This window comes from Actinokineospora sp. UV203 (genome assembly GCF_056323665.1).
The window spans coordinates 1,369,966-1,396,073 of sequence record NZ_CM150484.1 but is presented as its reverse complement, the minus strand read 5'-3'; the positions used below and the strand labels follow the sequence as shown (position 1 = coordinate 1,396,073).

Genomic DNA, 26,108 nt, shown 5'->3' with positions numbered 1-26,108 from the left:
TTCGCGTTCGCGGTTTGGGGAACCACTCAGGAATGAGTGCCCAGGGAGACCTACTTCGGACCGTGACGAAGGTGTCCGCCGCACTGCACACCGCGGGTATTCGCTTCGCCCTCACCGGCGGCTGCGCGGTGTACGCACGAGGCGGACCGGAGACCGAACACGACGTGGACGTGCTGGTGAAACTGTCCGACGTCGATGACGCCGTCCGCGCGCTGGTCGCGCAGGGGATGCGGGCCGCGCCGCCGCCGGAGGACTGGCTCACCAAGGTCTACGACGGCGACCGCCTTGTCGACCTGCTGTTCCGGCCCAACGAGCGGCCGGTCACCGACGAGGTACTCGACCGTTCGGAGGTGATGCGGGTCGGTCCCGCGACCATGCCCGTCCAGACCGCCACCGACGTCATGATCGGCAAACTGCTGGCGCTGGGAACACATCGTGGCGACCTGAACGAACCCATGCAGTCCGCGCGGGCCCTGCGCGAGCAGATCGACTGGTCAAGGCTGGCCGTGGAGACCGCCGAATCGCCGTACGCTGAGGCGTTCCTGCTGCTCGCGGGCAGGCTCGGCGTCACACCGAGACTCATCCGCATCGTCGACAAACGACCGCGCGGCACCGACGACCGGGAGGAACTCGCATGACCGGCGACCACAGCACGGGCGCACCCCAATACCAGGTCGCGGCCGTGCGCCGGGCTTTGGCCGAGGACGACCGCACCGCGGAACAAGGCATCAAGGTCACCGTCCGAGGCGACACCATCCTGCTCTCCGGCGACGTGGAGTGCGCACGCAGGCGCGACGAGATCGCCGAGGTGGTCCACGAGGTGGTGCCCGCGATGCGCATCTACAACGACATCAAGATCACCGAGGCGGGCGAGCCCACGGGCCGGGAGGAGTTCCGATGATCCGCATCGCCGCCATCGGCGACGTCCACCTCAGCGAGGACACCGGCGGCCGGTTCCGCCCGGCCTTGCGCACGCTCGACGAACACGCCGACGTCCTCCTGCTCGCGGGCGACCTGACCCGACACGGGACAGTCGAGGAGGCGGCGGTCGTGGCCGCGGAGTTCGGTTCGCTGTCAGTGCCGGTGGTGGCGGTCCTAGGCAACCACGACTACCACAGCAACCGCGCGGCTGAGGTCACCGAGGTGTTGGCCGAAAGCGGCATCTCGGTCCTAGAGGGTCAAAGCGCGATAATCCCGGTCGGCGGCCGAAAGGTGGGAATCGCGGGCGTCAAGGGATTTGGTGGGGGATTCGCGGGCAAATGCGCCAGCGCGTTCGGCGAACCGGAGATCAAGGCGTTCGTCGAACACACGGAGGTGGCGGCGGCAAAGCTGCGCGGAGCCCTGGAGGCAATGGACTGCGACGTCCGGATCGCCCTGACCCACTACTCACCCGTCTCGGACACCCTGCGGGGCGAGCCACCCGAGATCTACCCTTTCCTGGGCTGCTACCAGTTGGGCGAGGCGATCGACTCTTGTGCGACGGACCTGGCGATCCACGGACACGCGCATTACGGCACTGAGCAAGGATTCACGCCGGGTGGGGTTCGGGTACGCAACGTCGCCCACCCGATCATCCGGGCCGCCTACGCGATCTACTGCATCGAGTGATCAGCACAATCACCAACGCAAGGGCAATACAACAAGCCGCCCCCGCGCGACGACAAACCCCCACCCGCCACGGGGGGCTGCCCTTGGCCAGTCTATCGGTGGGTGGGGGGTTTGTGATGGGTGTGCGGATTCCTGTGGATGGATCGGCGGGGCTGTGGATAGGCAACCCCAAAGTCGCTGGAACGGCCGATCAAGCGGGGGCAGCCGATCGCAGAGCGGGAAGCAGCTCCTTCTCCGCCACATCAAAGAACGCGTCCTGATGCTCCCCACCGATCTGCACCAGCGCCACGTCGGTAAACCCAGCCTTCCAAAACGCGGAAACAGCCTCGACGATCGGCTCAAGGTCAGGTCCACAAGGGATAGCCCCAGCCACATCCTCCGGCCGGACGAACTTCGAAGCGCCCTCAAACCCAGCCGGAGTGGGCAGATCCGCGTTCACCTTCCACCCGCCGCCAAACCACCGGAACTGGTCGTGCGCCCGCTCGACAGCGGCATCGCGGTCGCGGTCCCAGCAGATCGGGATCTGGCCGATCTTGCGGCCTTCCGGGTCGGCGATCGCGTCCCACCCCTGGCACAGCTCAGGCTTCGGGTCGGTCGCGACCATGTGGTCCGACAGCGGCGCGAAGTGCTCGATCGACTCGCGGCCGGAGACGGCGGTGGCGATCGGGACGCGCACGTTCGGGCAGTCCCACAGTTTCGCCGAGTCGACCCGGAAGTGGTTTCCCGAATAGTCGACCAGACCGCCGTCGAAGAGCGCGGCGATGATCTGGATCGCCTCCGCCAGCATCTCGTGGCGCATGGCGACCGGTGGCCAGCCCTGGCCGACGACGTGTTCGTTGAGGTTCTCGCCCGCGCCAAGGCCCAGGGTGAAGCGGTTGTCCGACAGCAGCTGCGCGGTCGCGGCCTGCTGCGCCACGATGGCCGGGTGGTACCGCAGGATCGGGCAGGTCACGTAGGTCATCAGGCCCACGCTCTCCGTTGCGTGCGCGACCGCGCCCATCGTCGTCCACGCGTTGGGGGCGTGCCCCTGGGAGGCGAGCCAGGGGGAGAAGTGGTCGCTCATCACCTCGAAGTCGAATCCTGCGCCCTCGGCGGCCACCGCGTGGCGGACCAGCTCGGCGGGGCCTGCCTGCTCGGTCATCAGGGTGTAGCCGAAGGCAACCATCGCGCGTGCTCCTCATTCCTCGGTTTACCTGGACTTACCCGCCGTCGACCAGCGCAAACGGACCGTGCTTGAACCTCACCGGACCGGGGTACCCGATCGCATGACGACCACCACCTCCGAGCAGTCGCTGTGGCTGCGAACCGCGCCGTCGACCGCCTACCCGTCGCTCGCCAAGGACACCCACGTCGACGTCGCCGTTGTGGGCGGCGGGATCACCGGGCTCACCACCGCGCTGCTGCTCAAGCGCGCCGGGCTGCGGGTGGCCGTGCTGGAGGCGGACCGGATCGGGTTGGGCGCCACCGGCAACAACACCGCGAAGGTCAGCGCGCTGCAGGCCACCACGTACTCACGGATCACCCGCAAACACGGGGCCGACGCGGCCGCCCAATACGCGGCGGCGAGCACGGCCGGGGTGGAGCTGGTGGCGGCCCTCGCCGAGGAGGAAGGGATCGACTGCGACTTGCGGCGTCGTACGGCCTACACCTACGCCCTCGCCGAGGGCGAGCGCGACGCGGTCCGCGCGGAAGCGGAGGCGGCCGAGCGGGCGGGCCTGCTCAGCGAATACCAGGCCGAAAGTGACCTTGACGTGCCGTTCCCGGTGTTCGGCGCGGTTCGTCTGGCCGACCAGATCGCCCTGCACCCTCGCCGCTACGCCATCGGGCTGGCCGCCGCGGTCGACGGCGACGGCTGCGTGGTGCACGAGAACAGCCAGGTGGTCGATGTCGAAAGCGGCACGCCGCCGTCGGTGCGGACCGCGGGCGGGGTGGTCCGCGCCGATCATGTCGTCATCGCCAGCCACTACCCGATGCTCGACCGTGGCCTGTTCTTCGCCCGCATCGAGGCCGTCCGCGCGTACTGCGTGGCAGTGCGACTGCGGACCGGCACCCCACCACAGGGCCTCGCGATCAGCGCGGGCAGCCCGGCGTGGTCGATCGCGCACTCGGGCGACTCGCTGATCCTCGCCGGGCAGAGCCACCGGACCGGTGCGAGCGACACCGCGGGCCGCTACGCCGCGCTTGAGGCCTTCGCGCACGAGCACTGGGACGTCGCCGAGGTGACCCACCGCTGGTCGGCGCAGGACGGCAGCCCCTACGACGGGCTGCCGATGATCGGCACCTACCTGCCAGGGTCCGACTGGCTCACTGTCGCCACCGGCTACCAGAAGTGGGGCCTGTCCACCGGTTCGTTCGCCGCGCTGCTGCTGGCGGGCCACATCACCGGCCAGGAACAGCCGTGGTCGCGCCGCTTCAGCCCGCACCGGGTCTCGTTCAGCGGCCTCGGAAACCTCGCGAAGATGAACACGACCGTCGCCCGCGACCTTGTCGGCGACAGGTTGGCCCCGATGCTGGACAGCTCCGACGAGATCCCCGTCGGCGGCGCGGGCATGGTGCGTGACACAGCGGGGCGCAAGGCCGTGTACCGCGACGACACCGGCGAGCTCCACGCCGTTTCGGCGCGCTGCACCCACCTGGGCTGCCTGGTGCGCTTCAACGACCAGGAACGCAGCTGGGACTGCCCGTGCCACGGCTCCCGCTTCGATGTCGACGGCACCGTGTTGGAGGGCCCGGCCGGCAAACCGTTGGAACCGCGTACGCCATGAGGTTCAGGGCGAGCCGGTCATTTGACGGCCCGAACAGGCGGGTCAGGGCAGGCTGGGCAGGTCGGCGCGGGGGACCTCGCTGACCGAGCGCAGGGCGGTGAGAGTCGCGTGGCCCTCGGCCAGCAGGGCGGCGTCGGTCCCCGGTTCCAGCTCGGTGTCCACCGCGATCGTGGTGACGTCGATGAACCCGTCGCGCAGCCGCTCGACTCGGCTCTGCACGACACCGAAGTCGGCCAGAGCCGCCCACTGCACCGGCTTCACCTGGTCGGGCACCACATTCGGCACGTTGAGGTTGAGCACCGACCCCGCGGGCAGGTCGGCGAGCAGCTTCACGGTGTCGCCGACCAGGGCCGCCGCGGTGTCCCAGTGGTGGTCCTCGGCGGGGTCCAAGCCCACGTCCAGCGACACGGCCAGCGCGGACACACCGTTGATGGCCGCGGTGAGCGCGGCCCCGACCGTGCCGGAGTGCAGGATCGCTCGACCCACGTTCGCGCCCCGGTTGATCCCGGAAAGCACCAGCTCCGGCGGCTCACCGAACCCGCCGCGGCAGGCGGTGAAGGCGATCAGGCCCGGGTGCGCCGCGACCGCGTGCGTGACCGCGGGGTGGGTCAGACCCGGCAACTCACGGCTTTCGACCCGGACCCGACGCCCGTCCACCGCCGCGGAAAGGCTCGCGCTGGTACCGCTGGACTCGGCGGCGGGCGCGGCGATGGTGACCTCGAAGCCGGCGGCCAGTGCGGCGTTCGCCAGGGCAGGCAGGCCGGGGGAGTCGATGCCGTCGTCGTTGGTCACCAGGATCATCCGTCCTCCTCCACACACGGCGTCAACCGCACTCGTTCGCTCAGTTCACGTACCGCGCGACCGCTTCCGGTGCCCAGCCCGTGCCGGGTCACGTTGATCGCCCCCGCCGCCCCCGCCAGCCGCAGTGCGGCGTCCCACGGCAGGTCGGCGGCCAGCCCGTAGGCGAGCGCCGCCGTCATCGAGTCGCCGCCGCCCCCCGTGTCGACCGGCACCAGCCCGGGCGACTCCACCAGGTGCGCCTGGCCGTCGAAGTAGGCGAGGGACGGGTGTTCGGCGCGTGAGATCACCACGATCTCCGCGCCGCTGTCGGCGAGCCGGGCCGCGGCCTTGCCCAGCGGCTCGTCCTTCGGCACCTCCTCGTCGCTGAGCTTGATCACGGTCGGACCGCCCTCGCACGCCGCCTGTAGCCGCGAACCCGACAGGTCGACGACGACCTTGCACCCGTTGCTGGTGAGGTCCGCCGTGAGCCGCTCGTAGAGGGAGTCGGGGACCACGCCGTCGTCCAATGGCCCGCCGAGCACCGCGACTCCGGCCGCCAGGCCCGCGAGGAGGATGGACTCGTAGAGGTCATCGAGTTCGTGTCTGGTCAGCGGGTCGGCGGCCATCCGCACCACCTCGGTGCGGCTGCCGTCGCGCCGATCGTGCACATAGGACCCATTGCGGGCCGAGACGTCGACCGCGCGCACCCGCAGTTCGGGCTCGATGAGGTGGCGCAGCGCCTGCCCGGTCTCACCGCCGAAGGTCGCGCACACGGTGACCTCGGCGCCCAGGGCGGCAGCCATTCTGGCCTGCCAGATGCCCTGGCCACCGGCGTGCAAATGGATGTCCGGGCGCCCGTCCAACTCCTCGACGGTCACCGTCAGGTCGGGTGCGGGTGCCAATACCGCTATCGAGATGTCGCCGATGATCCCACCGCCTTTCTGATCGGGATGTACCCAAACTCCTCCAGGTGGAACCACCCGGGTGTGATTGCGCACAGGGCACCCGGCAAGCGGGTGCGGGCGGCGGCACGGTGTCCCTGGGCCGCACCGTCGCCGGTCTCACCCCCACGTCCGGCCACGCTCACTGCCCCGCGCGCGGACACGCCTCGACCCGACAGGACCGCCCGTTGCGCACCGCGGTGAACAAGCTCAGGTTTCCGGCTCCCAAGGTCCTGCGGACCGAGGTCCTCGCAGGCCTGGTGGTGGCGCTGGCCCGGCGGCATGGGCGGCTGCGCGATGATCGGCCAGACGATGATCAACGTGAAGAGCGGCGCCCGCACCCGGCTGTCGACGTTCTTGGCCGGGGTGCTCCTCATGGCGCTGTGCGTCGCGGTCGGACCGCTGGTGTCGCGGATCCCGATGGCCGCGCTGGTCGCCGTCATGGTGCTGGTCGCGGTCGGCACGTTCGACTGGCACTCGGTCGCGCCCGCCACGCTGCGGCGGATGCCCACCGGGGAGATCACCGTCATGGTGGTCACCGTCGCGGTCGTCGTGGCCACGGACAACCTGGCCGTCGGCGTGATCGTCGGCACGGTGACCGCGATGGTCGTCTTCGCCCGCCGGGTCGCGCGGCTCGCCAAGGTGGAGCCGCTGCTCGACCCGGACGGCTCGCAGGTCGTCTACACCGTCACCGGCGAGCTGTTCTTCGCCTCCAGCAACGACCTCGTCTACCAGTTCGACTACGCGGGCGACCCGGACAAGGTCATCATCGACCTGGCCGCCGCCCACATCTGGGACGCCCCATCGGTCGCCGCGCTGGACGCGATCACCACGAAGTACGCCGCGCGCGGCAAGACCGTGGAGATCATCGGCCTGAACGGGCCGAGCGCGAAACGCCACGGAACCCTCACCGGCGAGCTCGCGGGGAGCTAGTCGCCTCCCCGGAAATTTATGTTGGGGTCACCTGGCGGGTGATGGACCGGACTGGTGGGTGACCGTGGTCGGCTTTCCCCTTGGTTTGATCTTCCAACTGTCGCAAGAAGGAATGATCAACCAAGGGCTTCATCCATGATCAACCGGGGCGCCCGTCGCCGACACGGACCTTAAACAACAAGCTTAGACCCGGTTTGCAGGGTAGTCGGGTTTGTCAGAACCCTGGCGGCTGAACCTCATCGCCTTGTCGGCGATGGGGGAGTGGCGCAGCGTGAACACGTCGCGGAGGTAGTTCATCCGCAGCCGCCAGGGCGCTGTCTCGCCCTGCTTGGGGAAGTTGCCGATGGAGCGCTGGACGTAGCCCGCGGAGAAGTCCATGAACGGCTCCTCGGCCACCGCCGGGTCGCGCTCGGGCACGCACGAGTCGTAGCCGTTGTCGTCCATGTGCTTGAGCAGCCTGCAGATGTACTCGCAGGCGATGTCGGCCTTGAGCGTCCACGAAGCGTTGGTGTAGCCCACGATGTAGCCGAAGTTCGGCACACCGGAGAGCATCATTGCCTTGTACGCCATGGTGTCCGGCAGCTTCACCGACTTGCCGTCGACGACGAGTGCCATGCCGCCGAAGGCCAGCAGGTTCAGTCCGGTGGCGGTGACGATGACGTCGGCGTCGAGCTTCGCGCCAGACGCGAGTCGCAAGCCCGACTCGGTGAAGGTCTCGATCCGGTCGGTGACGATCGAGACCTGGCCACCGCGGATCGACTGGAACAGGTCGCCGTTGGGCACCAGGCACAACCGCTGGTCCCACGGGTTGTACGACGGCTTGAAGTGGGTGTCGATGTCGTAGTCGGCGGGCAGTTGCCGTCGCAGCGCCATCCGGAGCAGCTTCTTCACCAGGCCCGGCCTGCGCCTGCTGAGCTGGTAGAAGCCGGTCGCGACAAGCACGTTCTTCCACCGAGTGATCGCGTAGGCGACCTTGCCCGGCAGCACCTTGCGCAGCGCGTTGCCGATGGCGTCCTTGGCCGGGATGGAAAGGATGTAGCTCGGCGAGCGCTGCAGCATCGTCACGTGCGCGGCATCTTGGGCCATCGACGGCACCAGCGTCACCGCGGTCGCCCCGCTGCCGATCACCACGACCCGTTTGCCTGCGTAGTCCAGGGTCTCCGGCCAGTGCTGGGGGTGCACGATCGTCCCGCCGAACCGCTCGGTGCCCGCGAACTCCGGAATGTAGCCGGCGTCGTAGCGGTAGTAGCCGGTCGCGCTGAACAGGAAGTCGCAGGTCAGTTCCAGCGCCTCGCCGGTGTCGCCACGCAGCGCCCGCACCGTCCAGCGGGCCTGCTCGCTCGACCACTCGGCCGAGACGACCCGGTAGCCGAAGCGGATGTGCCGGTCGACGCCGTACTCGCGGGCGGTCTCCTTGACGTAGCGCAGGATGTCGTGGCCGTCGGCGATGGCCTTCTGCTCGGTCCACGGCTTGAACCGGTAGCCGAGGGTGAACATGTCCGAGTCCGATCGGATGCCGGGGTAGCGGAACAGGTCCCAGGTGCCGCCGATGCTGTCGCGGGACTCGAGGATCGTGTAGGTCTTGTCGGGCAGTGCGGCTTGGAGGTGACAGGCCGCGCCGATCCCGGACAGGCCCGCCCCGACGATCACCACGTTCACGTGCTGCGGCTGGTCCGCCATGGGGCACTCCTGTCACTCGTCAGACGTGGCCGAGTCTGCCACGAAGCGCGTTGTCCGGTCTCGGCACGCGAGTCAGTCGCGGGCGCGGTAGGAGCGCGGTGACGTGCCCGTCCAGCGGGTGAAGGCGTGGGTGAAGCTGGTCGGGTCGGAGTAGCCGAGCCGCTGCGCGACCTGGGCGACGGTGAGCCCGACGGTGCCGAGCATCTCGACGGCCAGGGTGTGGTGGATCTCGGCTTTGAGCGCCCGGAAGGACGTTCCCTCGTCGGCCAGCCGCCTGCGCAGGGTGCGCACGTCGTGGTGCAGCCGGGCGGCGACCTCGGCCATACCGACGTTGTGCTCAGGGTGGGCGAGCAGCGCCGAGCGGACCCGGGCGGCCATCCCGGTGCGCTCGGCGGTGGTGTCCAACAGGGCCTGGCACTGGCGTTTGCACGCGTCCCACGTGTGTTCATCGGCCTGCGGCAGCGGGGTGGCGAGCAACTCGTCGGGCAGCGTGATCAGGTTGCGTGGGCGTCCACTGAGGACTTGCGAACCGGGGAGGACCGCCGCCAACGCCTTGGCTCGTGGCGCGGACAGTGTCACCTCCATCCGGACCTCCGGGACCTCGGAAATCAGCAGCCTGACCAGGGCGGCGACGGCGGCGAGGTCGCGTTCGACGAGCAGGTCGCGGACGTCGGCGGGGAGTTCGTCGTCGAGCAGGGCCAACACGGTCTGGTCGTCGGCGCGGCGCAGCACCGGGTGGACGAACGCGGTGGTGAGGCGGAAGAAGCGGACACCGACCTCGATCGCGTCACGCCAGGTCGGGCTGGTCAGCAGCGCGAAACCCCACACACCGACCGCGCCCAGGGTGTAGCCGCGCCCTGCCTGCACGCCGAGCCCGGGCAGGTCGCCGAGCCTGCGGACCAGGTTGCGGCCCACCCGCAGCTCTTGGGTGGCGTCGATCCGGTCGAGTTCGTCGAGGTCGTGCTCGGTCAGGCCGGTCCCGACCAGGCACTGCCGCGCGGTCAGCCCGTGGTCGAGGCCGGTTTTCAGCAGGAGCCGGGCGCCCACGGGGCCGCGGGGGAAGTCCCAGGTCGGCATCGACGCTCCTCCAGCTGTCCGAAAAATACAGGTTGCTGACCGATTGAATCATGGCTCGGCGTGGTTCGGGGTTCCTACTGTGATGTCGCGGATGTCGCGGATGTCGCGGATGTCGCGGATGTCGCGGATGTCGCGGGTGTCTATGTAGGAGGTGGCAATGGCAGCTGGGCAGCCGCGGGTGGCGATCGTCGGGGCGGGCATGTCCGGGCTGTGCATGGCCGCGAAGCTGCGCCAGGGCGGGTTCGACGACCTGGTGGTCTACGAGAGCGCGGGCGAGGTCGGCGGCACCTGGCGGGACAACACGTACCCGGGCCTGAGCTGCGACGTCCCCGCGCGGTTCTACTCGTACTCCTTCGCCCCGCACGCGGGATGGAGTCGCAATTTCGCGCCGGGCGCGGAGATCCAGCGGTACTTCGTCGGCGCGTCAACCGATCTCGGGCTGCGTCGGCACATCCGGTTCGACTCGGAGATCGCGCGCGCCGAATGGGACGGGCGCCGCTACCGGCTGCGGACCACCGACGGGCACACCGACCACGCCGACGTGGTGATCGCCGCCACCGGCATCCTGCGTGAGCCGCGGCTGCCGGACATCGAGGGACTGTCGTCCTTCGCCGGGGCCGCCTTCCACTCCGCTCGCTGGGATCACTCGGTGCCGTTGCGCGGCAAGCGGATCGCGGTCATCGGGACCGGGTCGACGGGCGTGCAGATCACCTCGGCGCTCGCGGGTGTCGCGAAGCCGCTGACGCTGTTCCAGCGGACCGCGCAGTGGATCCTGCCGCTGCCGCAACTGCCGTACAGCCCGGTTTCCCGTGCTGCCCTGCGTGTCGTGCCCGGGCTGAACCGGCTGAGTTACCGGTCGTATCAGCACATCATGGAACTGGTGTTCGGCCACGCCGCTGTCGAGCCGGGCTGGCAGCGGTCGGCGGTCGCGGAGATCTGCCGGTCGTACCTGCGGCTCGCGATTCGCGACTCCCGTCTGCGCGCGAAGCTGACGCCGCCGGACGACCCGATGTGCAAGCGCCTCATCATGTCCGCTTCGTTCTACCCGGCGCTGCGTCGCCGGGACGTGCACCTGGTCACCGACTCGATCACGCGGGTCGAGCCTGCCGGCATTCGGACTTCGGACGGGCGGCTGCACGAGGTCGACGTCATCGTGCTCGCGACGGGGTTCGACGCGCACGCGTTCCTGCGGCCGATGGAACTTGTCGGCGAGCACGGGCAAACCCTCGCCGACGCCTGGCGTGCTGGACCGCGCGGGTATCGGACCGTTGCGGTGCCCGGGTTTCCGAACTTCTTCACGCTGATCGGACCGCACAGCCCGATCGGGAACCACTCGCTGATCGCGATCGCCGAAACGCAGGCCGACTACGTGCTGGAGTGGCTGGAGCGGATCCGGTCAGGCTCTGTGTCCACGGTCGTGCCGACTGCCGAGGCGACCGAGGAGTTCAACTCGGCGTTGCGCTCCGCGATGCCTTCGACTGTGTGGACGACCGGCTGCGACAGCTGGTACCTCGGCGCGGACGGGGTGCCGGAGCTGTGGCCTTGGACGCCCGCCGTGCATCGGAGAATGCTCGCTTCGCCTGTGCTGCCGCACTTTCAGGTCACTTAGTCGATGGAGGGTTCTATGGGGCGCAGGTCGCTCAGTGGCAAGGTTGTGGTGATCACCGGTGGGGCTCGGGGGATTGGGGCGGCTACCGCACGCGCTCTGTCCGCACGCGGCGCTGTCGTGGTGATCGGTGATCTGGATGGGGATCAAGCGCAGGAGACGGCGGCTGCTGTTGGTGGCACTGGGCATGCTCTTGACGTGACCGATCATGCCGCGTTCTCGGCGTTTCTCGGCTCTCTGGGGCAGATTGATGTTCTGATCAACAATGCCGGGATCATGCCGTTGGCTGCTCTCACCGAGGAAGCGCCTTCGACTACCGCGCGGCAGTTGGAGATCAATCTGCATGCGGTGATTCATGGAACTCGTGCGGCTGTCGCTCTCATGCGGCCGCAGGGGTCTGGGCACATTGTGAATGTGGCTTCGGCGGCGGGGAAGTTCGGGTTTCCCAATGCGTCTACGTACTGTGCGACGAAGTTCGGAGTCGTGGGGTTCTCGGAAGCAGTGCGTGCTGAGCTGCGGGGGAGTGGGATTGAGGTGTCCTGTGTGATGCCTGGGATGGTTCGCACGGAGTTGATCTCCGGGTTGGAGGAGATCGGGCTTCTCCGGCCGGTTACCGCTGAGGCTGTGGCTTGGGGGATTGTTCGGGCGCTGGAGAAGCCCCGGTTTGATGTGTTTGTGCCTCGGCGGTTGAACGCTCTCACTCGGGCTCAGCGGCTCTTTCCCCGGGCTGTTTCCGAGTGGGCTATGCGTCGGGTGGGGGCGGACACAGCTTTGGTGAATGGTGCCGCCTCCGGTGAGCGCGCTGCCTATGAGGCGCGGGTGCACGGCTAGGTGGGTGCACGGGTGGGTGGTGTTCGCCGAGTCGGCTTGATCTGGGGACCCCGGGGAAGGACCTGCGCGGGTAAAGCGGGCAGGGTGAAGAAACTGCCCCGCGCACGGCGAGTTTAGGTCCTTCTCCCCCCAGATCAAGCCGACTCGGCGAACACCACCCACCCGTGCGCTTGCGTTGAATAGGTGCGGTTGTGTGGGTTTGCTGCCTTGCCTGCTGGTGCTGGGTGCTGGGTGCTGGGTGCTGGGGTGCATGCTGTCCGCGTTAAAGGCGTCGCCAGATCATTCTTGTAGCGGCGGCGGCCATTGCCGGTAGGCCTGCCTTGTCCTTTGGGCGGTCTGGCATTCCCTCGTAGCCGACGATGTGCCCAAGTGTCCTTGTCGTGCGCGGGGCGATCATGCTGGCCACCTCCGCATGCCTGCCGAAGGGGAGCCAGACCGACAGGGTCTCCGGCTTCTTGACGATTGCCTTGCGTACCAACGAAGCTGCACGTTCGACCGTCATCATCGGGAGCGTGCCGAAGGCGTTGAAGCGTTCCGATGGGGCCGTCATGTCGGTGCTGACCAGAGGCAGCTTGACCGCTGTCACGGTGATTCCGTGCGACAGCAGCTCCCGGCCGGTGACGATGCCGAACTCCTCCAGGGCCGCCTTGGACGCCAGGTAGGCGGAGAACCTTGGGGTGTGGTTCTGCAAGCCCTGTGTCGTGACGTTGACGATGTGGCCGCTTCGCCGTTCCCGCATCGACGGAAGCAGGCCCAGGGTCAGCCGCACCGCCGCGAAGTAGTTGAGGGCCATGGTTCGCTCGTAGTCGTGGATGCGGTCGGTCGCGTCGATCACTGAACGGCGGATGGAGCGGCCTGCGTTGTTGACCAGGACGTCAATGGCGCCGTGGTCGGCCAGTACCTGCTTGACCAAGGCGTCGACGGCGTCGTTGTCGGTGAGGTCGCAGGGGTACGACAGGGCTGTGCCGCCTTGTCGGGCGATGTCCGCCTGGAGTTCCGCCAGGTCGTCGGCGCGTCGGGCGACCAAGAGGACGTGGGCGCCCTCCCGGGCGATGCGCAGGGCGGTGTGTTTGCCGATACCCGATGAAGCGCCGGTGATCAGGACCGTGCGGCCTTGCAGCGGGGGGCGGCGGGAGGCGCGGTCGGGGTCGATGTTGGCGGCCCAGTGGTGGTGGATGGTGCGGGCGTAGTCGCTCAGCGGCGGGACCGACAGGCCGCTTCCCGCGAGCGCTCTGCGGGTGGCGGCGTCATTGGCGGTGGCGTTAGTCGACAGGCGGGCCAACGTGTCCCGGGACAGGCCAAGCTCTGCCAGCACCGCCCGTCGGGTCGCGCGGAGGAGGCGGCTTCGGTCGAGGAGGCCGAGGGCGGCCGTGGAGACCGCTGTGATGCCTCGGGTCAGCGAGGCCGGGACAGTCGTGGTGATTCGGGGAGCGCCCGCGGCATCGGCGAAGGCGTTGTAGATCTCGTGTACCGCGACGGACTTCGGCGCCGTGATCGGGTACGTCATGTGGGAGCCGGCGTGGTGGTGGATCAGGTGGTCGATCACGGCGGCGGCGTAGTCGACCGGGATCACGTTGGCCTGCCCCAGATCCGGGCACGCGAGCGGCAGCGCCTTCGGCAGGCGGGCGAGGCGGGAGACCAGGCTCAGCAGGTCGCCCTCGCCGAACGGTTCGCCGGTTCGTGAGTCGCCGAGCATCAGGGACGGACGGTAGATGCGCACGTCCATCCCGCCCTGCCCGCGCAGCAAGGTGCGGTCGCCGGGGCCGGGGGAGAGCTGGTGGAACGCGACGGCGCCCGCGGCGCGGGCGTAGCCGACCACGGCGGCCACGGCCCGGGTCGACAGGTGGATGACGTGGTCCACCGAATCGGGCAGGCAAGCGCCCAAGCCCGGCTGGTCGAGGTCGCACGCCATCGCCACCACCCGCGGATCGTCGGCCCAGCGCCGCTTGAGCCGGTCGACGGCCGAAGAGCGCGCGAGCGCGTAGACGGTGGTGCAGGTGGGGCGTTTGAGCAGGTTGTCGACCAGGTCACGACCGAGCAGGGTCGCGGCGCCGGTCACGAGATAGGTGGTCATGGCCCCTGCTCAAGTAAGTGAGACATCGTGTCGCACCCACTGTCGCACGCTGCGGAGGCGCCCGGCAAGGTCAGTTTCCGAGTAGGTCGCCGATCGGTGCGTCGGGGTCGACGTCGACACCGAGGGCCTTGAGGTTGCCGTCGAGGATCGCCCAGATCGAGCAGGTCAGGAACTCGGCGAGTTGCGCGGTGGTCAAGGTGCGGCGCTTGTCGGCGAGCCAGCGGTTCACCGAGGCGTCGACGAAGCCGATGATGCCGGACGCGATCGACGGTGCGAGGTTGGTGTCCTTGCCTGCTGCCTTCAGCGCGATGGCGAACAGCTCGGCGGCCTGGGACGCGATCGCCGCCTTGGTGCCCGCGACGATGCGAGACCCGACGGAGGGTGCGCCGGTTCGAACCGCCGCGCCGAGGAACGCGTGCAGACGCGGGTGCTGCTCGATCCAGTCGAGGTAGGCCACAACCGCCCGTCGGATCGCCTGGATCGGGGTGCCGTCGGGGCGCAGCGTCGGGTCGAGTTCGGCCATCAGCGAGTCGATGATCCGCTGCCGGATCTGCTCGTCGAGGTCCGCGCGGTCCTTGAAGTGCCGGTAGACCACCGGGCGCGGCACGCCGACCCTGTCGGCGATCTGCTTGACGCCGACGCCGGGGCCGTCCTGCTCGATCGCGGCGACGGCGGCGTCGAGCACCTCCAGCCGGCGCTGCGCTTTGTGCGCGTCCCAGCGCGTCGACCGTCCGTCGACGTCGGGCTGATCCTTCTCGGCTTCGAGCATCTCTGGAGGATACTTCCAAACAATCTGTGTGCGACACCTTGTCACAGTCAACTAAGTGAGACACACTGTTTCGGCAAGGGTAGGACAAGCGAGGGAGGCCCGGTGGGCGGCAAGGCGTACGTGATCGGCGTCGGGATGACGAAATTCGAGAAGCCCGGCAGTCGCGACTGGGATTACCCGGACATGGCGCGGGAAGCGGGCACGAACGCCCTGGCCGACGCGGGTATCGACTACTCCCAGGTCCAGCAGGCGTACGTGGGCTACGTCTACGGCGAGTCCACCTCCGGTCAGCGCGCGGTCTACGAGCTGGGCATGACCGGCATCCCGGTGGTCAACGTCAACAACAACTGCTCCACCGGCTCCACGGCGCTGTTCCTCGCGACCCAGGCGGTCAAGAGCGGCCAGGCCGACGTCACGCTCGCGTTGGGCTTCGAGAAGATGCAGCCGGGCTCCCTCGGCGCCACCTTCGAAGACCGCGAGCAGCCGATGATGCGGCACCTGCTCGCGCTCGCCGAGCTGCAGGAGTTCGCGATGCCGCCCGCGCCGTACATGTTCGGTGCCGCAGGCCGCGAGCACATGCAGCGCTACGGCACCACGGCCGAGCAGTTCGCCAAGATCGGCGTCAAGAACCACAAGCACTCGGTCAACAACCCGTACGCGCAGTTCCAGGTCGAGTACTCGCTCGAAGAGGTGCTGGCCGCCAAGACGGTCTACGACCCGCTGACCAAGCTGCAGTGCTCGCCGACGTCGGACGGCTCAGGCGCGGTCGTCATCGCGAGCGAGGCGTTCGTCGAGAAGCACGGCCTCGCCGCCCAGGCGGTGGAGATCGTCGGCCAGGCGATGGTCACCGATCTGCGCAGCACCTTCGAGGACAAGAGCGCGATCACCCTGGTGGGCGCGGACATGACCAGGACGGCCGCCCGCCAGGTCTACGAGCAGGCAGGCATCGGACCGTCCGATGTGGACGTCATCGAGCTGCACGACTGCTTCTCCACCAACGAGCTACTCACCTACGAGGCGCTCGGACTGTGTCCGGAGGGCGAGGGCGGCAAGCTCATCGACGCGGGCGAGACCACCTATGGCGGGCAGTGGGTGGTGAACCCGTCCGGCGGCCTGATCTCCAAGGGCCACCCGCTCGGCGCGACCGGGCTGGCCCAGTGCTCCGAGCTCACCTGGCAGCTGCGCGGCACCGCCGACAAGCGTCAGGTCGACGGCGCGAAAGTCGCCCTGCAGCACAACATCGGGCTCGGCGGCGCGGTCGTCATCACCGCCTACCGCCCCGCCGACCGCTGATCAAACCCGAACAACCAAGGAGAGACCGATATGACCACCGTGAACGTCGCCGTCGACCTGCCCTGCACCCCGGAGAAGGCCTGGGCCACCGTGTCCGACCTGAGCCGCTTCGAGGAGTGGCTGACCATCCACCAGGGCTGGCGCGGCGACCTCCCGGCCACGATCGGCGTCGGCTCCAAGATCACCGAGGTCGTCTCGGTCATGGGCATGGCGAACAAGATCGAGTGGACCGTCGAGGAGTACGACGAGCCGCGCTCGCTGAAGATCAGCGGCACCGGCATGGCCGGGGTCAAGGTGTCGTTCACCCTGTCCGTCGAGCCGAAGGGCGACGCGACCAGCGCGAACATCGACGCCGAGTTCACCGGCCAGATGATCGTCGGCCCGATCGGCATGGCGGTCGGCAAGAGCACCCGCGGTGAGCTGGAGAAGTCGGTGGCCAAGCTCGCCGAGCTGGTGGGCTGATGCCCGAGTTCGACACGGCCGGGCTAGGCCAGTGGACCGACCCGGATGTCTTCGAGGTCACCGCGGAACGGATCGCCCAGTACGCCGCGGCCACCAACGACCCGATCCAGCGTCACCTCGACGGCGAGGTCGCGCCGCCGGTGTTCGGCATCGTCCCGGTGTTCAACTCGCTGGTGCCCGCCGCGCTGTCGGTGGCGCCGCCCGAGTTGCTCGCCCGGCTGGTGCACGGCGAACAGGACTTCCGGTTCCACCGCCCGATCCGCCCGGGCGACCGGCTGACTTCCCGGGCCAAACCGGTCGGCGTGCACGGCAAACCCAACGGCACGGCGGTGCTCGTCTACACCGAGACCGTCGACGCGGATGGCGGCCTGGTCAACGAGCAGTGGATGACGGCGTTCTTCCGCAAGATCGACGCCGCCATCACCACCGGCGACCTGGCTCCCGTCCACACCTTCGACGAGTCGTTGCGCTCGGTGGACCCGGCAGCGGAGGTCAAGGCGCACGTCGACGACGACCAGACATTCCGCTACTCACCGGCATCGGGCGACCCGATGCCGATTCACCTCGACGACGAGCTGGCGAAGATGGTCGGTCTGCCGGGGATCATCGCACATGGCTTGTGCACCATGGCTTTTACGTCGTGGGCGGTGCTGACCGAGTTCGCCGACAGCCGCGTCGAGCGACTGGGCAGGCTGGCCGTGCGCTTCGCCAAGCCGGTCCTTCCCGGCCAGGACCTCACCACCCGCATCTGGCCCACGGGGTCCGGGGCGGTCGCCTATGAGACCACTGTGGACGGTGAACTGGTCGTCAAGGACGGCCTCGCCGAACTGACTTCCTGAATGGAGACCTGAACGTGGGAGCACTTGACGGCCGGGTGGCCATCGTGACCGGAGCCGGACGAGGGATCGGGCGTGAGCATGCGCTGCTCTTCGCCGCCGAAGGCGCCTCTGTCGTAGTCAATGACCTCGGCGGAGCGAACGACGGCAGCGGATCAGACGCGGGACCGGCGCAGCAGGTGGTCGATGAGATCACGGCGGCCGGCGGTAACGCTGTCGCCAATACCGATAACGTCGCCGACTGGGCGGGCGCGAAGGCGCTCGTCGACCAGGCCGTGTCGGAGTTCGGTGGGCTCGACGTGCTGGTCAACAACGCGGGCATCCTGCGCGACGCGTTCGTCGCGAGCATGTCGGAGACCGAGTGGGACGCGGTGATCGCGGTCCACCTCAAAGGCCACTTCGCCCCGCTGCGCCACGCCGCCGAGTACTGGAAGTCGCGTTCGAAGGCGGGCGAGCCGGTCGCCGCTTCGGTGATCAACACCGCTTCGGCGTCGGGCACCTTCATGCCCAACGCCGGCCAGGCCAACTACGGCGCGGCCAAGGCGGGCATCGCCGCCATGACGCTGGTCGCCGCCCAGGAACTGGAGCGCTACGGGGTGCGGGTCAACGCGATCGCCCCCATCGCACGGACCCGACTCACCCTGGCCACGCCCGGCATGGGTGCGCTCTTCGCCCAAGAGGTGCCCGAGGGCGAGTTCGACGCGTTCAGCCCGGCGAACATCGCGCCCCTGGTCGCCTACCTCGGCACCGAGAAGTGCCCGTTCAACGGCAAGGTCTTCGCCGTGCAGGGCGGGGCGATCTTCGAACTTGAAGGCTGGCGCGGGGGGCGCACGGTGGAGACCGACGGCCCGTGGACCCTGGACAACCTCGACGAGCACCTGGCCGACTGGGCCTGAGAAGGAGAACCATGATGGCCCCTACCGGCTACGAGCTCGGCCTCGGCCTGTCCGAGGAGCACTTGGCGCTCGCCGATTCCGTGCGCGGATTCGCCGACCGCCACATCACCGCCGACGTGCTTCGTGCCGCGGTCGACGCCAAAGCCGAGAGCCTGCCCCCATTCTGGGGCGAGTCGGCCGGCCTGCTCGGCCTGCACGTTCCCGAGGAACACGGGGGCCAAGGCGCGGGCCTGCTGGAACTGGCGGTCGCCCTGGAGGCGCTCGGTCGGGCCGCGCAGCCCGGGCCGCTGCTGCCGACCGTTCTCGCCTCGGCACTGCTGGTCGCGGCCGACGCCAAGGCAGGCGCTGAGTTGCTGCCCGGTCTGGCGGACGGGTCACGCACCGCCGGTGTGGGCCTGGCCGATCCGCTCGACGGCCGGGAGACCGGCGACGGTCTCGTCGTGTCCGGCGCGACGGTCGGCGTGCTCGGCGGAGCGGTCGCCGACGTGCTCGTGCTGCCGGTGCGGCTGAGCTCGGGGGTGCGGTGGGTCGTGCTCGACAAGGCCGCCCTCAAGATCCGCGAACAGGACAGCATGGACGTGATCCGCCGCTGCGCGCTGGTCGAGGCGGTCGAGGTGGCGGTGCCCGCCGAGCGGGTGCTCGACGGTCTCAGCGCCGAGCGGGTCCGCTCGATCGCGGCGGTGCTGTTCGGCGCCGAAGCGGTGGGCATCGCCTCATGGTGCGTCTCGACCGCCGCTGAGTACGCCAAGGTGCGGGTCCAGTTCGGCAGGCCGATCGGCCAGTTCCAAGGCGTGAAGCACAAGTGCGCGGCTATGGGCATCGAGCTGGAGCGCGCGCGGGCCGTCGTCTGGGACGCCGCGCGGGCGCTCGACTCGCAGGCGGACCCCGGAGGCGGCGTCGTCGATACAGCCGCTGATTTCGCCGCGGCGGTGGCGGCCGTGGTCGCGCCCGACGCCGCGGTTCGGTGCGCAGCCGACTGTATCCAGGTCCTCGGCGGCATCGGCTTCACCTGGGAGCACGACGCCCACCTCTACTACCGCCGCGCGCTGACCCTGCGTGGACTCCTTGGCCGCAGCGCGGAGTGGACCGACAGCGTCGCCCGGTTCGCGCTGAGCGGAGTCACCCGGCCGATCACCATCGACCTGCCCGAGGGCAGCGAGGCGATCCGCGAATCGGTGCGCGCCGAACTGGCCGAGATCGCCGCACTGGGTCCGGACGAGCAGCTCATCGCGCTGGGCGACGGCGGCTGGGTGCAGCCGCACCTGCCCCGCCCGTACGGCCGCGACGCCGGACCGCTGGAACAGGTCGTCATCGGCGAGGAGACGAAGCGGGCGGGCATCCAGATGCCCGAGCTGCTCATGGGCGGCTGGGCCGTCCCGCCGATCGTCGCCTACGGCACCGAAGAGCAGAAGCAGCGGGTCGTTGTGCCCACCCTGCGCGGCGAAGTCGTGTGGTGCCAGCTGTTCTCCGAGCCCGGCGCGGGTTCGGACCTGGCGTCGCTGACGACGAAGGCCGAGCGGGTCGACGGCGGCTGGAAGATCAACGGCCAGAAGATCTGGACCACGGTGGCCCAGTTCTCCGACTGGGCGATGCTGATCGCCCGCACCGACCCGGCCGCGCCCAAGCACGAGGGCATCACGTACTTCATCCTCGACATGGCCACCCCCGGCGTGACCGTGCGCCCGCTGCGCGAGGCCACCGGCTCCGCCCTGTTCAACGAGGTGTTCCTCGACGACGTGTTCGTGCCGGACGACTGCGTGGTCGGCGAGATCAACGACGGCTGGACGGTCGCCCGCGCGACTTTGTCCAGCGAGCGGGTCGCCCTCGGCCGAGGCAACGCCTCGTACCCGACACTCGCCGACCTCCTGCGCTTCGCCGCGGGCCGCGACCTCGACGCCACCGCCATCCACCGGATCGGCGAGTTCGTCTGCGAGAACCAGGTCCTCGACCTGCTCGGGGCCCGGACCGTGCTCAAGCAGCTGTCCGGCGCCGAGAACAACACCGCCGGCACGACCTCCAGTGTCAGCAAGTTCCTCAGCATGCGGTTCGGCCAGCAGATCGCTGAGTTCTGCCTTGCGGAGCTCGGGGTCGCGGGCGCGGTGGCGGTCAAGGGAGAGCCCAGCGACAAGTGGATGGACCAGGTGATCGCCTGCCGCGCGATGACGATCTACGGCGGGACCACTGAGGTGCAGCTCAACGTCATCGGCGAACGCATGCTCGGGCTGCCCCGAGACGCCGATCGCTGACGCTCATCGGCGGCCCTGGGCTTGATCATGCGCCGGGCACCTCGTCGGGTGGTTCGGCGCCCGCCGGCTTCAAGCCCCCGAACGCAAGGGGCAGAACCGAACCACCCGAACAGACATCCCATGGTGTTTGGTGTCAAGCCGCGGCTTGGTTGTGGTGGAGTTGACGGTGGGACCAGACGGTGGTCTCGTCGTAGGGGGTGCCGGTTTTGAGGCAGCCGTGCAGGATGCCGACGAGTCGGTTGGCGAGTTGGCGTAGCGCGCCGTGGTGGCCGACGCCGCGGGCGCGGTGTTGGTCGTCGTAGGCGCGGGCGCCGGGAGAGCCTTCCAGGTCGGAGAACGCCTGGGCGTGGAGGGCGTCGACGAGCCGGTCGTTGTGCACGAAGCGGGCCGGCACGAGTTTCTTCTTGCCCGAGGCGCGGGTGATCGGGCTGGTGGCGCCGTAGTTCTTGCGGGCCTTCGCGGTGGCGTAACGGGTGTCGTCGTCACCGAACTCGGCGAGCACCCGGGCGCTGAGGATCATGCCCAGCCCGGGCTGGGACAGGTGGATCTCACCGTCCGGGTGCCGACCAAAATGGGCCTCCACCTGCCCCTGCATGGTGCTGATCTCCGTGGTGAGGATGGCCACCTGAGCGCGCACCGTGGCCGCGTATGCGGCGTTCACCTCGGGCGGTTGGCCCAGCTGCTCGGCCCCCAGTGCGGCCCGGATCTTCTCGGCCCGCTCGGTGACCCGGTAGCGGCCTGCCCGTATGAGCGCGGCGGTGATCCGCGCGGTGCTCAGTCGGGTGGCGGAGACCGGGTCGGGTGCGCATTGACCCAATCGAGCTAATGTGAGGCGGTTTCAGGTATCGCGCCGGTGGCTCGTGCGTCCCCGGCGTGGCGACGGCGTCCGGTTAATCTGACTGGACGAACGTGGATACGCGCGGATCAGGGAGGCGTTGTGGGGCGAGAGAGTGCCGGTGCGGTGCTCGGCGCGAACATCCGCGCGCTGCGGGCGGAGTTGGGCCTGTCGCTGTCGGAGCTTGCGCGGCGCTCGGAGATCGCGAAGGGCACGCTCTCGCAGCTGGAGAACGGCGCGGGCAACCCGACGATCGACACGGTGTTCAGTCTTTCGAACGCACTGCGGGTCCCGGTCTCGTCCCTGCTGACCGAGCAGGCGAAGCCCGGGGTCGTGCTGGTCCGCTCGGCCGGGCTCGACGTGCTCAGCAGCAACGCGGTCGACCTGCGGCTGCTGCGCAGGCTGGACCTGGTCGAGACGGTCATGGAGGTCTACGACCAGCGGGTGCGTCCCGGCGAGGTCCAGCAGTCCGCCGGGCACCCGGGATACGAACACGTCGTGGTCACGTCAGGCGTGCTCCGGGTCGGTCCGGTCACCGAGCCGTACGTGCTCGAACCCGGAGACTACGTGTGCTTCCCCGGGCATCTCCCGCACCTGTACGAGACGGTCGAGGGCCCGGTGACCTCCGTGCTGATGCTGCAGTACCCGGTGGACGCCGGGACCACCCCGATGGCCGGTTCCTGCGCGGTGTCGAGCGCCGCCCGACCTCAGGGTTGACGTTCAGGGCGTCGCCCCTTAACGTCTCCGGTGTTCACTTTAATGAACGCTGGAGGGATGGTCGTGTACCCGGACGTTGTGGTGGTGGGCGCTGGTGTCATCGGCGCCGCCTGCGCGCACGCGCTGACCGCCGCCGGCGTCGAGGTGACGGTGCTCGACCGCGGCGCCCCCGCCTCGGCCACGACCGCGTCCGGTGAGGGCAACGTCCTGGTGTCGGACAAGGCTCCCGGCCCGGAACTCGACCTCGCCGTGGCGTCCCGGCTGCGCTGGCCGTCGCTGATCGCCTCGCTGCGTGAAGACCTCGGCGCGGGCGCGGAGATCGAGTGGGAGGCCAAGGGCGGCCTGGTCGTCGCCACCACTCCCGCCGCGGCTCAACCCCTGCTTGACTTCGCCGCCGCCCAGCGCGCCGTCGGTGTGGACGCCCGTGAGATTCCGGCGGAGCGGGCCCGAGATTTCGAACCACACCTGACCCGGGCGGTCACGGCCGCCGTGCACTACCCGCAGGACGCGCAGCTGCAACCGGTCCTGGCCGCCTGCGCGCTCCTCGCGGCCGTCCGCAAGCGCGGCGGCACGGTGCGTTCGGGGGTTACGGTGTCCGGAGTGGACACCGACGCCACCGGCCGCGTCCGCGCCGTGCGCACCTCCGACGGCGAGGTCCCGTGCGGTGCCGTGATCAACGCCTGCGGCCCGTGGTCCGGCGCCTTCTCCGCCGCCGCGGGCGCCCCCATCGCCATCCTGCCCAGGCGCGGAATAGTCCTGGTCACCGCAGCTCTACCGCCCACCATCCGGCACAAGGTGTACGACGCCGACTATGTAGGCGCCGTGGCCAGCGGCGACGCCGACCTCCAGACCTCCAGCGTGGTCGAGTCGACCCCCGCGGGCCCGGTCCTGATCGGCTCAAGCAGGCAGCGGGTGGGCTTCACCGACCACCTGGAGGTCGCGGTCCTGCGTGAACTCGCCCGCAAGGCGGTGGCGCTGTTCCCGATCCTCGCGAACGTCCCGGTGATGCGCGCCTATGGCGGTTTCCGCCCCTATGCGCCCGACCATCTCCCGGTGATCGGCCCGGACCCGCGGGTCCCCGGCCTCTGGCACGCCACCGGCCACGAAGGCGCGGGCATCGGCCTGGCCGCCGCGACGGGCAGGTTGCTGGCCGAGCTGCTGACCGGCGCCCAGCCACACATCGACCCGACACCGTTCCGAGTGGACCGCCCAACTCTCATGGAGGCGGCGTGAACGTCACCGTCGACGGCGTGCCCCGGCCCGCCCACCCCGGCCAGACCGTCGCCGCGCTGCTTCTCGCCGCGGGCCAGGTGTCCTGGCGGGACACCAGGACCGGTGGCAAACCCCGGGGCCTGTTCTGCGGCATCGGCGTGTGCTTCGACTGCCTGGTCGTGGTCAACGGAATCCCCGATGTCCGCGCCTGCCAGCGTGTCGTCGTCGACGGTGATGAGATCCGGACCCAGCACGGTGCCGAGTTGCCGGAGGCGCGGTCATGACCAGACGTGTCGTGGTCGTCGGTGCCGGGCCGGCGGGCATCAACGCCGCTCTCGCCGCCGCCGACGCGGGCGCCCAGGTCACCCTGGTGGACTCCGCGCCCACGGTCGGTGGCCAGTTCCACCGCCAACCCGCGGGGGCCGGACCGGACCAGGTCCCCGGCGGCACAAGGCTTGCCGAGCACCCAAGGGTCCGCCTGCTCGCCGACACCGTCGTCTGGACCATCGAGCCGCTCCACAACGGACACCTCGTCCACCTCCGCACCGGCCAAGCTGACGGACCCGCACGCCGCGGCGAGACGCTGACCGCCGACGCCCTCGTCCTCGCCACCGGCGCCTACGACCGCGCCCTGCCGTTCCCCGGCTGGGACCTTCCCGGCGTCGTCACCGCGGGCGCCGCCCAAGCCCTCGCGAAGGGACAAGGTGTCGCGATCGGCAAGCGGGTGATCGTCGCAGGCACCGGTCCCTTCCTGCTGCCGGTCGCGCGGTCGCTGACCAGCGTCGGCGCCCAAGTCGTGGAAGTGCTGGAGGCGAACGGCGGCATCCGCGGCTGGACACCGTCCGCCCTCTTCGCCGGCCGGGGCAAGCTCGCCGAACTGGCCGGATACGCCCGACTGCTCGCGAAGCGCCGCATTCCCTACCGGCGCAGGCGCACGGTGATCGCCGCCCACGGCGAGGACCGGGTCACCGGAGTGACCACCGCCGCCCTCGATCGCGACTGGCGAGTCCGGCCAGGGACCGAGCGCCGCGTCCCCGTCGACGCGGTCTGCGTGGGCTTCGGCTTCACGCCGCAACTCGAACTCGCCGTCTCCGTGCGCTGCCGGCTTGTCGACGGGTTCGTCGAGGTGACCTCCACCCAGGAGACCTCGGTTCCCGGCGTGTTCGCCGCCGGCGAGCTGACTGGCATCGGCGGGGCCGATCTCGCCGCGGCCGAGGGCACCATCGCGGGCGCGTCCGCGGCGGGCAGGCCGATTCCCGAAGCGGCACTTCGGAAAGCGCGCCAAGGTCGGACCTTCGCCGAAGGGCTGGCCACCGCCTACCCGGTCCGCCCGGGCTGGCGGACCTGGCTTGCCGACGACACCTTGGTCTGCCGGTGCGAAGAGGTCACCCTCGCCGCCCTGCGCACGGCCGCACGGGAGCGCGACGCGCTCGGTGTGCGGTCGCTCAAGCTGACCAGCCGCGTGGGCCTTGGCCTGTGCCAAGGCCGCGTCTGCGGACGCAACGCCGCTGAGCTGGCCGCCGGGTTCACCGGCGGCCACTACGACCCCGCCGACACGGCCAGACGGCCGATCGCGGCACCACTGCGCCTCGGCGAACTCGCCGAGGACACCGAGAAGGAGAACACGTGACCCAGGAACGGCTCGACGGCGTGATCGTCGCCACCGCGCTGCCCTATGCCGAAGACCCGAAGGCGCCCGCGGGCCTGCGCCCGGACCTCGACCGCTACGCCGAGCACTGCCAGTGGCTGGTGGCCAACGGCTGCCGCGGCGTCGGGCCCAACGGCTCCCTCGGCGAGTACTCCTCGCTGACCGACGACGAGCGCAGGCAGGTCGCCCGCACCGCGATCGAGGCGGTCAAGGGCACGGGCATCGTCGTGGTCGGCGTGCACGGCGCGGGCGCCCACCAGGCCCGGCACTGGGCCGAGTTGGCCGCCGAGGACGGCGCCGACGGCGTGCTCTGCCTGCCGCCCACCATGTACCGGGCCAACCACGGCGAGGTGATCCACCACTTCACGGAGGTGGCCAAGGCCGGGCTGCCGATCATGGTCTACAACAACCCGATCGACACCAAGGTCGACCTCACCCCCGAACTGGTCGCCGAGATCGCCCAGATCGACAACGTCGTCGCGGTCAAGGAGTTCTCCGGCGACGTGCGCCGGGTGCTGGAGATCCGCGAGGCCACCGACATCGCGGTGATCGCCGGGGCCGACGACGTCGTCCTGGAGAGCCTGCTGATGGGCGCGACCGGCTGGTTCGCCGGTTTCCCCAACGTCTTCCCGGCCGAGTCCGCCCGCCTCTACTCCCTTGCCATGGAAGGCAAACTGGCCGAGGCGCGGGCGCTCTACGAGCCGCTCGTCGCCGCGTTCCGGTGGGATTCGCGCATCGAGTTCGTCCAGTCGATCAAGTTCGGGATGGACGTCGTCGGCCGGTTCGGCGGACCCTGCCGCCCGCCGCGCGGCCCGCTCGCCGACGAGCAGCGCGCCCGCCTGGAGCAGGACATGCGCAAGGCCGTCGACTACCTCCGCGCGCACCCGGTGGCGGCCTGA

Annotated in this window: 24 protein-coding genes and 1 pseudogene; 17 read left to right on the top strand and 8 right to left on the bottom strand. The window is 69.7% G+C overall.

Annotated features, from left to right (window positions below; translation table 11 throughout):
- Positions 1–62: 62 nt before the first annotated feature.
- The 3 genes from ACUZ2Y_RS06175 to ACUZ2Y_RS06165 are packed head-to-tail and all read left to right on the top strand — an operon-like array spanning position 63 to position 1,608.
- Positions 63–638 carry a nucleotidyltransferase family protein gene (locus tag ACUZ2Y_RS06175; protein ID WP_476327782.1) on the top strand — a complete coding sequence of 192 codons (576 nt, stop codon included), beginning with the start codon at positions 63–65 and terminating at the stop codon, positions 636–638.
- Complete coding sequence (locus ACUZ2Y_RS06170) at positions 635–901, top strand: BON domain-containing protein (protein ID WP_476327780.1); 267 nt, start codon at positions 635–637, stop codon at positions 899–901. The genes ACUZ2Y_RS06175 and ACUZ2Y_RS06170 overlap by 4 nt, the downstream gene beginning before the upstream one ends.
- Positions 898–1,608, top strand: coding sequence for a metallophosphoesterase family protein (locus ACUZ2Y_RS06165; protein ID WP_476327778.1), 711 nt, complete (start codon positions 898–900; stop codon positions 1,606–1,608). The genes ACUZ2Y_RS06170 and ACUZ2Y_RS06165 overlap by 4 nt, the downstream gene beginning before the upstream one ends.
- Positions 1,609–1,798: 190 nt before the next feature.
- On the opposite strand, the gene ACUZ2Y_RS06160 is transcribed toward ACUZ2Y_RS06165, so the two are convergent.
- Positions 1,799–2,773, bottom strand: coding sequence for a TIGR03557 family F420-dependent LLM class oxidoreductase (locus ACUZ2Y_RS06160; protein WP_476327776.1), 975 nt, complete (start codon positions 2,771–2,773; stop codon positions 1,799–1,801).
- 100 nt (positions 2,774–2,873) lie between these two features.
- Between ACUZ2Y_RS06160 and ACUZ2Y_RS06155 the strand changes: the two genes are divergently transcribed.
- Positions 2,874–4,373: an FAD-dependent oxidoreductase gene (locus ACUZ2Y_RS06155; protein WP_476327774.1), complete on the top strand. Its 1,500-nt coding sequence runs from the start codon at positions 2,874–2,876 to the stop codon at positions 4,371–4,373.
- A gap of 42 nt (positions 4,374–4,415) precedes the next feature.
- On the opposite strand, the gene surE is transcribed toward ACUZ2Y_RS06155, so the two are convergent.
- Together surE and ACUZ2Y_RS06145 are read right to left on the bottom strand one after the other, a co-directional pair.
- Positions 4,416–5,174 carry a 5'/3'-nucleotidase SurE gene (surE, locus tag ACUZ2Y_RS06150; RefSeq protein ID WP_476327772.1) on the bottom strand — a complete coding sequence of 253 codons (759 nt, stop codon included), beginning with the start codon at positions 5,172–5,174 and terminating at the stop codon, positions 4,416–4,418.
- Positions 5,171–6,133 carry a PfkB family carbohydrate kinase gene (locus ACUZ2Y_RS06145; RefSeq protein ID WP_476327770.1) on the bottom strand — a complete coding sequence of 321 codons (963 nt, stop codon included), beginning with the start codon at positions 6,131–6,133 and terminating at the stop codon, positions 5,171–5,173. Before ACUZ2Y_RS06145 ends, surE begins: the two co-directional genes overlap by 4 nt.
- A gap of 237 nt (positions 6,134–6,370) precedes the next feature.
- Between ACUZ2Y_RS06145 and ACUZ2Y_RS06140 the strand changes: the two are divergent.
- Positions 6,371–7,027, top strand: a pseudogene (locus ACUZ2Y_RS06140) (SulP family inorganic anion transporter); the annotation flags it as partial.
- 183 nt (positions 7,028–7,210) lie between these two features.
- Here the strand turns inward: ACUZ2Y_RS06140 and ACUZ2Y_RS06135 are convergent.
- Together ACUZ2Y_RS06135 and ACUZ2Y_RS06130 are read right to left on the bottom strand one after the other, a co-directional pair.
- Positions 7,211–8,707 carry a flavin-containing monooxygenase gene (locus ACUZ2Y_RS06135; protein ID WP_476327768.1) on the bottom strand — a complete coding sequence of 499 codons (1,497 nt, stop codon included), beginning with the start codon at positions 8,705–8,707 and terminating at the stop codon, positions 7,211–7,213.
- Positions 8,708–8,779: 72 nt separating this feature from the next.
- Positions 8,780–9,784: an AraC family transcriptional regulator gene (locus ACUZ2Y_RS06130; protein WP_476327766.1), complete on the bottom strand. Its 1,005-nt coding sequence runs from the start codon at positions 9,782–9,784 to the stop codon at positions 8,780–8,782.
- 157 nt (positions 9,785–9,941) lie between these two features.
- On the opposite strand from ACUZ2Y_RS06130, the gene ACUZ2Y_RS06125 reads away from it, so the two are divergent.
- Both ACUZ2Y_RS06125 and ACUZ2Y_RS06120 read left to right on the top strand, forming a co-directional pair.
- The gene (locus ACUZ2Y_RS06125) at positions 9,942–11,393 is read left to right on the top strand and encodes a flavin-containing monooxygenase (protein ID WP_476327764.1); all 1,452 of its coding nucleotides are present in this window, start codon (positions 9,942–9,944) and stop codon (positions 11,391–11,393) included.
- A gap of 3 nt (positions 11,394–11,396) precedes the next feature.
- Positions 11,397–12,221 (top strand): SDR family oxidoreductase, encoded by an 825-nt coding sequence (locus tag ACUZ2Y_RS06120; protein WP_476327762.1) that lies wholly within the window; start codon positions 11,397–11,399, stop codon positions 12,219–12,221.
- 262 nt (positions 12,222–12,483) lie between these two features.
- Here ACUZ2Y_RS06120 and ACUZ2Y_RS06115 read toward each other — a convergent pair whose 3' ends face one another.
- Positions 12,484–14,295 (bottom strand): SDR family NAD(P)-dependent oxidoreductase, encoded by a 1,812-nt coding sequence (locus ACUZ2Y_RS06115; protein ID WP_476327760.1) that lies wholly within the window; start codon positions 14,293–14,295, stop codon positions 12,484–12,486.
- A gap of 70 nt (positions 14,296–14,365) precedes the next feature.
- Positions 14,366–15,064, bottom strand: coding sequence for a TetR/AcrR family transcriptional regulator (locus ACUZ2Y_RS06110; RefSeq protein ID WP_476327758.1), 699 nt, complete (start codon positions 15,062–15,064; stop codon positions 14,366–14,368).
- Positions 15,065–15,166: 102 nt separating this feature from the next.
- Here ACUZ2Y_RS06110 and ACUZ2Y_RS06105 point away from each other — a divergent pair, with 102 nt between their 5' ends.
- Genes ACUZ2Y_RS06105 through ACUZ2Y_RS06085 form a run of 5 tightly spaced genes read left to right on the top strand, consistent with a single transcriptional unit; the run spans position 15,167 to position 20,797 of the window.
- Positions 15,167–16,357 (top strand): lipid-transfer protein, encoded by a 1,191-nt coding sequence (locus ACUZ2Y_RS06105; protein ID WP_476327756.1) that lies wholly within the window; start codon positions 15,167–15,169, stop codon positions 16,355–16,357.
- Between the two features lie 30 nt (positions 16,358–16,387).
- The gene (locus tag ACUZ2Y_RS06100; protein WP_431424399.1) at positions 16,388–16,819 is read left to right on the top strand and encodes a type II toxin-antitoxin system Rv0910 family toxin; all 432 of its coding nucleotides are present in this window, start codon (positions 16,388–16,390) and stop codon (positions 16,817–16,819) included.
- Positions 16,819–17,658, top strand: coding sequence for a MaoC/PaaZ C-terminal domain-containing protein (locus ACUZ2Y_RS06095; protein ID WP_476327753.1), 840 nt, complete (start codon positions 16,819–16,821; stop codon positions 17,656–17,658). Before ACUZ2Y_RS06100 ends, ACUZ2Y_RS06095 begins: the two co-directional genes overlap by 1 nt.
- Positions 17,659–17,672: 14 nt before the next feature.
- Positions 17,673–18,551 carry an SDR family oxidoreductase gene (locus tag ACUZ2Y_RS06090; RefSeq protein WP_476327751.1) on the top strand — a complete coding sequence of 293 codons (879 nt, stop codon included), beginning with the start codon at positions 17,673–17,675 and terminating at the stop codon, positions 18,549–18,551.
- An 11-nt stretch (positions 18,552–18,562) separates the two neighbouring features.
- The gene (locus tag ACUZ2Y_RS06085) at positions 18,563–20,797 is read left to right on the top strand and encodes an acyl-CoA dehydrogenase (RefSeq protein ID WP_476327749.1); all 2,235 of its coding nucleotides are present in this window, start codon (positions 18,563–18,565) and stop codon (positions 20,795–20,797) included.
- A 133-nt stretch (positions 20,798–20,930) separates the two neighbouring features.
- Here the strand turns inward: ACUZ2Y_RS06085 and ACUZ2Y_RS06080 are convergent, their stop codons facing one another.
- On the bottom strand, positions 20,931–21,614 hold the full coding sequence (locus ACUZ2Y_RS06080) for a transposase (RefSeq protein ID WP_476327747.1): 684 nt from the start codon (positions 21,612–21,614) through the stop codon (positions 20,931–20,933).
- Positions 21,615–21,734: 120 nt separating this feature from the next.
- On the opposite strand from ACUZ2Y_RS06080, the gene ACUZ2Y_RS06075 reads away from it, so the two are divergent.
- Genes ACUZ2Y_RS06075 through ACUZ2Y_RS06055 form a run of 5 tightly spaced genes read left to right on the top strand, consistent with a single transcriptional unit; the run spans position 21,735 to position 26,108 of the window.
- Complete coding sequence (locus ACUZ2Y_RS06075; RefSeq protein WP_476327745.1) at positions 21,735–22,349, top strand: helix-turn-helix domain-containing protein; 615 nt, start codon at positions 21,735–21,737, stop codon at positions 22,347–22,349.
- 57 nt (positions 22,350–22,406) lie between these two features.
- On the top strand, positions 22,407–23,582 hold the full coding sequence (locus tag ACUZ2Y_RS06070; protein ID WP_476327743.1) for an NAD(P)/FAD-dependent oxidoreductase: 1,176 nt from the start codon (positions 22,407–22,409) through the stop codon (positions 23,580–23,582).
- On the top strand, positions 23,579–23,845 hold the full coding sequence (locus tag ACUZ2Y_RS06065) for a (2Fe-2S)-binding protein (protein WP_476327741.1): 267 nt from the start codon (positions 23,579–23,581) through the stop codon (positions 23,843–23,845). The genes ACUZ2Y_RS06070 and ACUZ2Y_RS06065 overlap by 4 nt, the downstream gene beginning before the upstream one ends.
- The gene (locus ACUZ2Y_RS06060) at positions 23,842–25,191 is read left to right on the top strand and encodes an FAD-dependent oxidoreductase (RefSeq protein WP_476327739.1); all 1,350 of its coding nucleotides are present in this window, start codon (positions 23,842–23,844) and stop codon (positions 25,189–25,191) included. Before ACUZ2Y_RS06065 ends, ACUZ2Y_RS06060 begins: the two co-directional genes overlap by 4 nt.
- On the top strand, positions 25,188–26,108 hold the full coding sequence (locus tag ACUZ2Y_RS06055) for a dihydrodipicolinate synthase family protein (RefSeq protein WP_476327737.1): 921 nt from the start codon (positions 25,188–25,190) through the stop codon (positions 26,106–26,108). Before ACUZ2Y_RS06060 ends, ACUZ2Y_RS06055 begins: the two co-directional genes overlap by 4 nt.

What these genes read in the sequence shown, in the direction of transcription:
- ACUZ2Y_RS06070 (WP_476327743.1), top strand. Translation starts at nt 22,407, where the DNA reads ATGGTCGTGTACCCGGACGTTGTGGTGGTGGGCGCTGGTGTCATCGGC.
- ACUZ2Y_RS06135 (WP_476327768.1), bottom strand. Translation starts at nt 8,707, where the DNA reads ATGGCGGACCAGCCGCAGCACGTGAACGTGGTGATCGTCGGGGCGGGC.
- ACUZ2Y_RS06170 (WP_476327780.1), top strand. Translation starts at nt 635, where the DNA reads ATGACCGGCGACCACAGCACGGGCGCACCCCAATACCAGGTCGCGGCC.
- ACUZ2Y_RS06115 (WP_476327760.1), bottom strand. Translation starts at nt 14,295, where the DNA reads ATGACCACCTATCTCGTGACCGGCGCCGCGACCCTGCTCGGTCGTGAC.
- ACUZ2Y_RS06120 (WP_476327762.1), top strand. Translation starts at nt 11,397, where the DNA reads ATGGAGGGTTCTATGGGGCGCAGGTCGCTCAGTGGCAAGGTTGTGGTG.
- ACUZ2Y_RS06095 (WP_476327753.1), top strand. Translation starts at nt 16,819, where the DNA reads ATGCCCGAGTTCGACACGGCCGGGCTAGGCCAGTGGACCGACCCGGAT.
- ACUZ2Y_RS06155 (WP_476327774.1), top strand. Translation starts at nt 2,874, where the DNA reads ATGACGACCACCACCTCCGAGCAGTCGCTGTGGCTGCGAACCGCGCCG.
- surE (WP_476327772.1), bottom strand. Translation starts at nt 5,174, where the DNA reads ATGATCCTGGTGACCAACGACGACGGCATCGACTCCCCCGGCCTGCCT.
- ACUZ2Y_RS06160 (WP_476327776.1), bottom strand. Translation starts at nt 2,773, where the DNA reads ATGGTTGCCTTCGGCTACACCCTGATGACCGAGCAGGCAGGCCCCGCC.
- ACUZ2Y_RS06165 (WP_476327778.1), top strand. Translation starts at nt 898, where the DNA reads ATGATCCGCATCGCCGCCATCGGCGACGTCCACCTCAGCGAGGACACC.
- ACUZ2Y_RS06100 (WP_431424399.1), top strand. Translation starts at nt 16,388, where the DNA reads ATGACCACCGTGAACGTCGCCGTCGACCTGCCCTGCACCCCGGAGAAG.
- ACUZ2Y_RS06110 (WP_476327758.1), bottom strand. Translation starts at nt 15,064, where the DNA reads ATGCTCGAAGCCGAGAAGGATCAGCCCGACGTCGACGGACGGTCGACG.
- ACUZ2Y_RS06085 (WP_476327749.1), top strand. Translation starts at nt 18,563, where the DNA reads ATGATGGCCCCTACCGGCTACGAGCTCGGCCTCGGCCTGTCCGAGGAG.
- ACUZ2Y_RS06130 (WP_476327766.1), bottom strand. Translation starts at nt 9,784, where the DNA reads ATGCCGACCTGGGACTTCCCCCGCGGCCCCGTGGGCGCCCGGCTCCTG.
- ACUZ2Y_RS06060 (WP_476327739.1), top strand. Translation starts at nt 23,842, where the DNA reads ATGACCAGACGTGTCGTGGTCGTCGGTGCCGGGCCGGCGGGCATCAAC.
- ACUZ2Y_RS06125 (WP_476327764.1), top strand. Translation starts at nt 9,942, where the DNA reads ATGGCAGCTGGGCAGCCGCGGGTGGCGATCGTCGGGGCGGGCATGTCC.